At 51.0% G+C, this 6734-nt stretch carries 5 protein-coding genes; 1 reads left to right on the forward strand and 4 read right to left on the reverse strand.

The window, feature by feature from the left end; translation table 11 throughout:
• Positions 1–488 precede the first annotated feature (488 nt).
• A complete protein-coding gene (locus tag BIS10_RS18960) occupies positions 489–4466 on the forward strand; it encodes a bifunctional diguanylate cyclase/phosphodiesterase (RefSeq protein WP_301282076.1) in 3978 nt (1325 codons plus the stop codon).
• 380 nt (positions 4467–4846) lie between these two features.
• On the opposite strand, the gene BIS10_RS16455 is transcribed toward BIS10_RS18960, so the two are convergent.
• From BIS10_RS16455 to BIS10_RS16470, 4 genes are all read right to left on the reverse strand, one after another.
• Complete coding sequence (locus BIS10_RS16455; RefSeq protein ID WP_044630126.1) at positions 4847–5305, reverse strand: YcgN family cysteine cluster protein; 459 nt, start codon at positions 5303–5305, stop codon at positions 4847–4849.
• Positions 5306–5362: 57 nt separating this feature from the next.
• Entirely contained in the window at positions 5363–5935 is a 573-nt protein-coding gene (locus BIS10_RS16460) for an ACP phosphodiesterase (protein WP_253506828.1), read from the reverse strand.
• A 31-nt stretch (positions 5936–5966) separates the two neighbouring features.
• Complete coding sequence (locus BIS10_RS16465) at positions 5967–6260, reverse strand: YcgL domain-containing protein (RefSeq protein ID WP_253506830.1); 294 nt, start codon at positions 6258–6260, stop codon at positions 5967–5969.
• The coding region (locus BIS10_RS16470) for an HRDC domain-containing protein (protein ID WP_253506832.1) at positions 6257–6734 on the reverse strand (478 nt) is incomplete at its 5' end. The genes BIS10_RS16470 and BIS10_RS16465, both read right to left, overlap by 4 nt.

Consider the following 6734-nt stretch of genomic DNA (forward strand, 5'->3'; position numbering starts at 1 on the left):
AGCGCCGACACAGCACAAGTGATAACTTGTCACCGGTTGAGTATGAAAGGCGTTACTTTAAGAGCCTAACGGGTGTCTAGAATATCCGGGGCGATTCATATATTCGTTCAGCGCAAGTAATTTATAGGCTACTTTTAGGCGTCTGAAGCACTTTATTCACCAACCTATCGGGCAGCTTAAAACCACTGTCTGCATCAAGGAGCACATTGGCAGTTTACGCAATTTTCTAGCTTCACGATCACACTCACCGAACGATTTGGCCTCTCCAAAGCATCGTGTATCTCATCATACCACTAGGGAGCAGCGGTTCGAAACTTACTAAAACCTTATCAACACCTAAAATTACACAGCCACTACAAATCAGTGTGATCTATACACATTACATTCATACTGTTTATGCCTTGCCACCTCCCACATTCACTGAGACTATTAGCTTACTACGCTGACAATACTTCCCCCTCCCACTCTGCCTAGACGACTCTCCCTCAATGGATGCACACAACCGTGAGTTAGCACTTCAGACAGGCCTGCTGATGCTACTGACCACCACCGTTATTATCGGTGGTGCTAGCCTTGTATTCAGCGTGACACCAAGTCTGCCGCAACCCCAGGCACTGGCCGTGTTGCCCGACAGCTCACTGGTTATCCTTTTATGTGGCTTAGGGCTTAGTTCGGTCATGGCTAATTTGCCCAAGTGGCGCCGGGCATCCAGCGTTTGTTTAGCCCTCTTGGCTTTTTATACCTTGGTGCATAATGTAATAGATGCAGGAACCGGGCACTCCTGGTTGACCGGTCAGCCCCGTCTGCCTTCCCAGGCAGTACCCACTCTCATTCTTGCTGCATTCTGTTTATGGGTCGGCCCTCAAGGCCAGTGGCAGCATCGTGTATGGCAGTTCGGGGGCGGTTTTTTGTGGCTGATCGGCACTATTACACTGGCTTATCATGCCGGAGCCAAATTACCCAGCTGGCTACCTCGTGCGAGTGCATTACTCCCAGGGCTGCTCTGCTTCTCGTTTGGCTTGGCCATGGTCATGGTAAGCCGTAGAGTACCCCGACTTACCTCTTCGCTTAGCAAGTCCGCAGTCACGGCAGGGATTATTGGCGTCAGCCTAAGCATGAGTGGCTGGTTTTTAATCAGCTGGAACCAGCACGAAACAACACGTTTAGAAGCTCAACATTCACTGGAAAGCGTGACAACCAGCATTGAGCGCACGCTTAATTCACGGGCAATTGTCCTTGAACGCTTAGCAGAGCGTTGGCAAGAAGTGTTTGAGGATGAGGAGTCACGCCAGCGAGAGGTAGCACGTTACTGGAGTGATTACCCTAGTATCTTAGCGCTCGCCTACTTTAACCCTATCACTAGGGATACTTGGCGGCGTGCTCAGCAGGGTCAAGATCTACTATGGCTTGATGACCAGTTGGTTAGCTTACCCGTACTGCGCTGGCTGAACCAACAGCAGCAATCTACACAATGGTTGCTCCCTGACCCATCGCGCCCTGAATTAGCCCTACTCGCCCTAAAGCCTTCTAATGCGCAGCGTTATCAGCTCGTCGCAGTCATTAATATTGCTCGCCTAGTCACAAGTGAAGCCAGCATGGCAGAACAGGCATTCAACTTGCATATTAGCCACCACGGCGGCCACTTAGTCACTGAGGACGGAGAGCTAACTCCGCATAGCAAGCTACCAGAAGGCACCCCATTAAGCGAGCAGCACCTTGTTCTTCCTGGTGAGACCTCACTGCACTTAAGCCTTATGCCACGCGTAGATTCGACCTTTGATCTCGCCAATTTTATTGCGGCAGGAGTAGGGCTTTCTGGACTGCTACTGACCTATCAATTAGTGCTTAGCCTTGCTTTGATGGCTGCACGTACACAGCGCTCGCTGGAGCTTGCGAAAGCAAAGGAAGCACTTGAAGACCAGCACCGAATCCAGGCGATGATCGCTCGGGACGAACCCTGCAGCGCCACTTTATTGCAGATTTGTCGTCTACTTGAGCAACAAGGCAAGCAGGTACATGTCGCTATTTGGCGCTTAGATCATACAGCCACTTACCGAGTCGAACTGCTCTCCTGCACCCTCCCATTTGCCCTTCAGGAGTCGATGCCGTTTAACGAAAGCGCTATCTCTCTAGCAACCGAGCTACAACAGCAAGGTTTAGTGGAAACGACGCTATCACTGACAGACAGCCCAGCGGTCACTGCCTTTGAAAAACTTGCCTATCAGCATGGTTATACCCAAGCGACTCTCCACGTACTCAATAGTAGCGAAACGCTACCGCTTGGCACCGTAGCGCTGTTAACTAAAGAAGCATCAAACCAACCGCACACCGCCGACGATATTGAGCCCACCCTGCTACCAAGCGCATTAAGGTTGATGCGTCTAGCCATAGAGCGCCATAACCATCAACAGACACTACAGGATAGCGAGCAACGCTTTAGGTCACTGTTTACCCAAAACCCTGATGGCGTATTTTCGCTGGATATTGATGGCTATTTTCAAAGCGTGAATCAATCACTGCTGACGCTACTCGCCATTAGCGAAGCCGATATTATTGGTAGTCATTTGTACACCATGGTGCCCACCGAACAATGTGAGGCTATCAATGACGCCTTTAGCCACGCATTAACGGGTATCGCCCAACGGTTTGAAATTGAAATAGCCAGCCGGTCAGGCGACCTACATTACGTCGATATCTCGTTTTTACCCACTGTGGTAATGGATAATGTTGTAGGTGTGTATGGTGTGGTGAAGGAGATGACCGCGTTGCGCCATAACGAGGCACAGCTACGTATTTTTCAGCGCAGCTTAGAAGCAAGCAGCAACGGTGTACTGATTTGTGAAGCACGCGCAGATGATTTTCCGATCATCTACGTTAACCCTGCTTTTGTAGAGATTACCGGCTACGAGTTAGAAGAAGTACAAAACCGCAACTGCCGTTTTCTGCAAGGCCCAGATACAGACCCTGCTCAGATCAACGACATTCGCCAAGCCCTTGTTCAGCAGCGCGATATCAGCTTGACCATTCGTAACTACCGCAAAGATGGACGCGCCTTCTGGAACAATGTGTTTATTTCACCTGTACGAGCCAACGATGGTCACGCCACCCACTTTGTCGGCATTATTAACGATATTTCAGAATATAAAGATCATGAAAATGAGTTGGCTTTTCACGCCACCCACGATGCTTTGACTGGGCTTGGCAATCGCGCGCTTTTTGAAGACCGCTTACAACACGATGTAGATTTGGCAAGACGCCATCACCAACAGCTAGCGGTGTTGTTTATTGATTTGGACGAATTTAAACCTATTAATGACACTCTCGGTCATGCTGTCGGTGACCAAGTCTTGATTCATGTGGCAAGACGTTTAGAGGAAGCCATCCGCCCTTCCGATACGCTGTGTCGCTTTGGTGGCGACGAGTTTGTACTGCTACTGCCCGATTTAGATGATCCTCACCATGCTCAGGAAGTTGCTGAACGCCTGCTGCTGGAGCTGGCACAACCCTATCGCATCGACCGTCATGAATTATATCTTTCTGCCAGTATCGGCATTGCGCTAAGTGATGAAGCGCTTGAAAATCCAGCGGCCCTGCTACAGCAGGCGGATATGGCGATGTATAAAGCCAAGCAGCAAGGCCGCAATACGCTGCAAACCTTTACCTACGACATTAATCAAAAACTCACCCAGCGGGTAACATTGCGCAATGATTTACAAGAGGCCATTACTCAAGAGCAGTTTGAACTGCACTACCAGCCGCTACTAACCCGCGATGGCGACATACACGGCTTCGAGGCGTTAGTCCGTTGGAACCACCCCGTCAAAGGCCCCATTTCACCTGGGCTCTTTATTCCGATTGCCGAAGAGACGGGGCAGATCATTGGCTTAAGCCAGTGGGTAATGGAGCGCGCTGCCAAAGATTTTTTAAAGCTACAGCCACTATTACCCAATCATTGCCGAATGGCGGTAAATCTTTCTCCGATGCAGTTTCATCGTCCCAGCTTTTTAAGCTCGTTACGCAAAACCCTTGAGGTCACCGGCTTACCTCCCACGGCGCTGGAGCTTGAGCTCACCGAGGGTATTTTAATGAATGACACCGAGGCGGCTATTGATACGCTCCATGCACTGCGCGGCATGGGGATCAGTATTGCCATTGATGATTTTGGCACTGGGTTTTCCAGTCTGAGCTATCTGCGCCATCTACCCATCGACAAAATCAAAATAGATCGCAGCTTTATCTTGAATATTGTCGAAAGCAGCAAGGATGCGGCGGTCGTACAGGGGATTATTGCACTGGCACATCACCTGGAACTGAACGTGGTAGCCGAAGGCGTAGAAACCAGCGCGCAGCAGCAACACCTCCTGGCACTGAATTGCGATGTACTGCAAGGCTTCTTGTTTGCCAAACCCATGCCATTTGAGCCTCTGACCCACTGGTTAGCAGTACAGCAGCAAAACGCGCTTTAACACAGCCACCAATACAACCACTCGCAGCGCCAAGGCGCTGCTTTTTTTACGCCATTTATTTTATGAAAATACTTTCCATAAAATAATTTTTACGGCATACTAGCCATAAGTTTTATATACCAACGTCTATATAGCTGATCATTAGGAGTAACACGATGAAATATCAGGAACAGTTTCCCACCATTTGGGATACCCCAACGAAGCCCGCTAACACTCAGGCAACCAAAAAAACCGCTGCCAAGCCGCAACCCTCGGCTCTTAAAGAGGCTTTTTTAACCATTTGGGATAGCAGCAAAACGAAAACCGCTAGCTAACAGTGCATTCGCCAGCGGTCTAAGCGTACGCCAAGGAAGGCTACGGCAGGGGCTCAAACATGAAAATCACGACATAGGAAGAACGGCAATTATATGCTCTTCGAGTTGCCTTTCTGGCACCTCATCTTGGGACACAGCAAACCCTCTGACGCTGATGCCTTTTCGATGGACTCGTTCAGCATCGTTACTTAGTAATGGATGCCATCCTGCCAGCTTGCGACCTTCCGCCACTCGTCGGTACCCACAGGTTTGCGGCAACCAGGTAAACTCTTTTACCAGCGCTGGGGTCAGCTGGGTGCAGTCAGGCACGCTCTCAAAGCGGTTTTCATAATCGCTGCACTGGCAGCTATGAGTATCCAGCAGGCGGCACGCTACGTTAAGAATGGCCAGCTCTTGCGTCTCATCATCATGCAGCTTTAGCAAACAGCACTGACCGCAGCCGTCACACAGGGCTTCCCATTCTGGAGGCGTTAGCTCTTCCAACGAATAGCGTTCCCAGAAGCGCTCGCGCAACGCGGTTTCCATCGTCTAATCACCTCGGTTAAACATTAACGTTAGGCAGGCTATAGCAGCCAGCTAATCTCAGCTTGTCTTACCATCACTGGTCAGCGCCTCCCGGCACTCACTCCATAACACGCTGAAATCCGCCTCTAAAGCAGTGTAGTCTTCACGCAGCCAGGGCACTAATTCAGCCAGACGGTTGGGGCCGGAAAGGCGCTGCCCGATGCCCGCCACCGCACGACATGTAAAATCAAAATCAGCGTAACGGCGCAACCAGTCGTGCTCAACCAGCACCGGCATCATCGTCGCTAGACGTTGTGGCGCGGGCCACGCGCTGAGTAATCGATAGCAGCGATCAATCAGCTGATGTTGACTAGCCCCCTCCTGCTGGCGAGAAATAAAATGATCCCACACAACATCCAGCGCAATGCCCGCATAGCGTCTTTGAGCCTGAGGAGCGCGGTGCTTGGCCATCATAACGCTAGGGTGCTGGTCTACCCAGGCATCAACTCGCCGATGGTGGCGAATGCCACAGGCAACGCTTGGCGACCAAGCAGAAAGGTCGCTGCCTTTCACGCCATCGGCAATCAAATTACCGTAAAGAAAGCCGTCGTCCCCCGGCTGAGCCAGCCATGCGTGGGCAAGAAAGTTCATCGCTTTTGCGCCACGCTAATGCGCCGATAACTCACGAGCGATCTGTCGTCTGAGCGCGATGAATGTCTAGTAAATAGGGCTCTTTGGCAGGCGGCATTTGTAGGTAAAATCCCTGTTCCTCAATCGCAGCCATCACATCGGCAGCCTTCACGCGGGCAAGCGGCTTATCAGCAGTCAGAATCATCGTTAGCACAGGAACCGGCTTACCAAAGGTCTCCATCAGCGCCTCAGGCACTGTCTCCATTCCTTTACGCTTATCCACGTAGAGGTACATTTCGTCTTTGCGCGAGCTTTTAAAAATCTCGCATAGCAGTTTTTCGCTCATAAAGATGACTCCTCAAGCGCCTGATGAATAGCTTGCGTTAAGCAGGTATCGCGCCAACCACTCAGTTCTTGTAATGGCTGGTGTGCAAGCCGCTGCATGACCAGCGCCTCAATATCCCGGCGACGCAGCAACATTTCCGGAGCAATATTAAGAGCCGCTGCTTTTTCGGCAACTACTCCCTTAATCGCCTTGAAACGGCGCTTAAACGCAGGCTGCATGGGGTCTGGCCAACGCGTAGGTAAGTCGCTTTCTGGACAGTGCTGGGCCTGCTTCACTAGCGCCAGTAGAGCATCGCCCTCTTTTTTGACCAGCGGCGGCTTAATGCCCTCAACCTCGGCTAGCTCATAGCGGTTTTTGGGCATTTTTTCTGCTACAACGAACAGCAGCTTATCGCTCACCAGCCAATTACGCGGTAAATCTCGACGGCGGGTTTCGCCCTCGCGCCAAATCGTCATTAGTCGGTAGGCCTCAAGC

Source organism: Halomonas sp. 707B3, assembly GCF_024158645.1.
Lineage (GTDB): Bacteria > Pseudomonadota > Gammaproteobacteria > Pseudomonadales > Halomonadaceae > Vreelandella > Vreelandella lionensis.

Bases quoted from the DNA above. Each gene is read 5' to 3' on its own strand.
- BIS10_RS18960 (WP_301282076.1), top strand. From the start codon at position 489: ATGGATGCACACAACCGTGAGTTAGCACTTCAGACAGGCCTGCTGATG.
- BIS10_RS16455 (WP_044630126.1), bottom strand. From the start codon at position 5,305: ATGGAAACCGCGTTGCGCGAGCGCTTCTGGGAACGCTATTCGTTGGAA.
- BIS10_RS16460 (WP_253506828.1), bottom strand. From the start codon at position 5,935: ATGAACTTTCTTGCCCACGCATGGCTGGCTCAGCCGGGGGACGACGGC.
- BIS10_RS16465 (WP_253506830.1), bottom strand. From the start codon at position 6,260: ATGAGCGAAAAACTGCTATGCGAGATTTTTAAAAGCTCGCGCAAAGAC.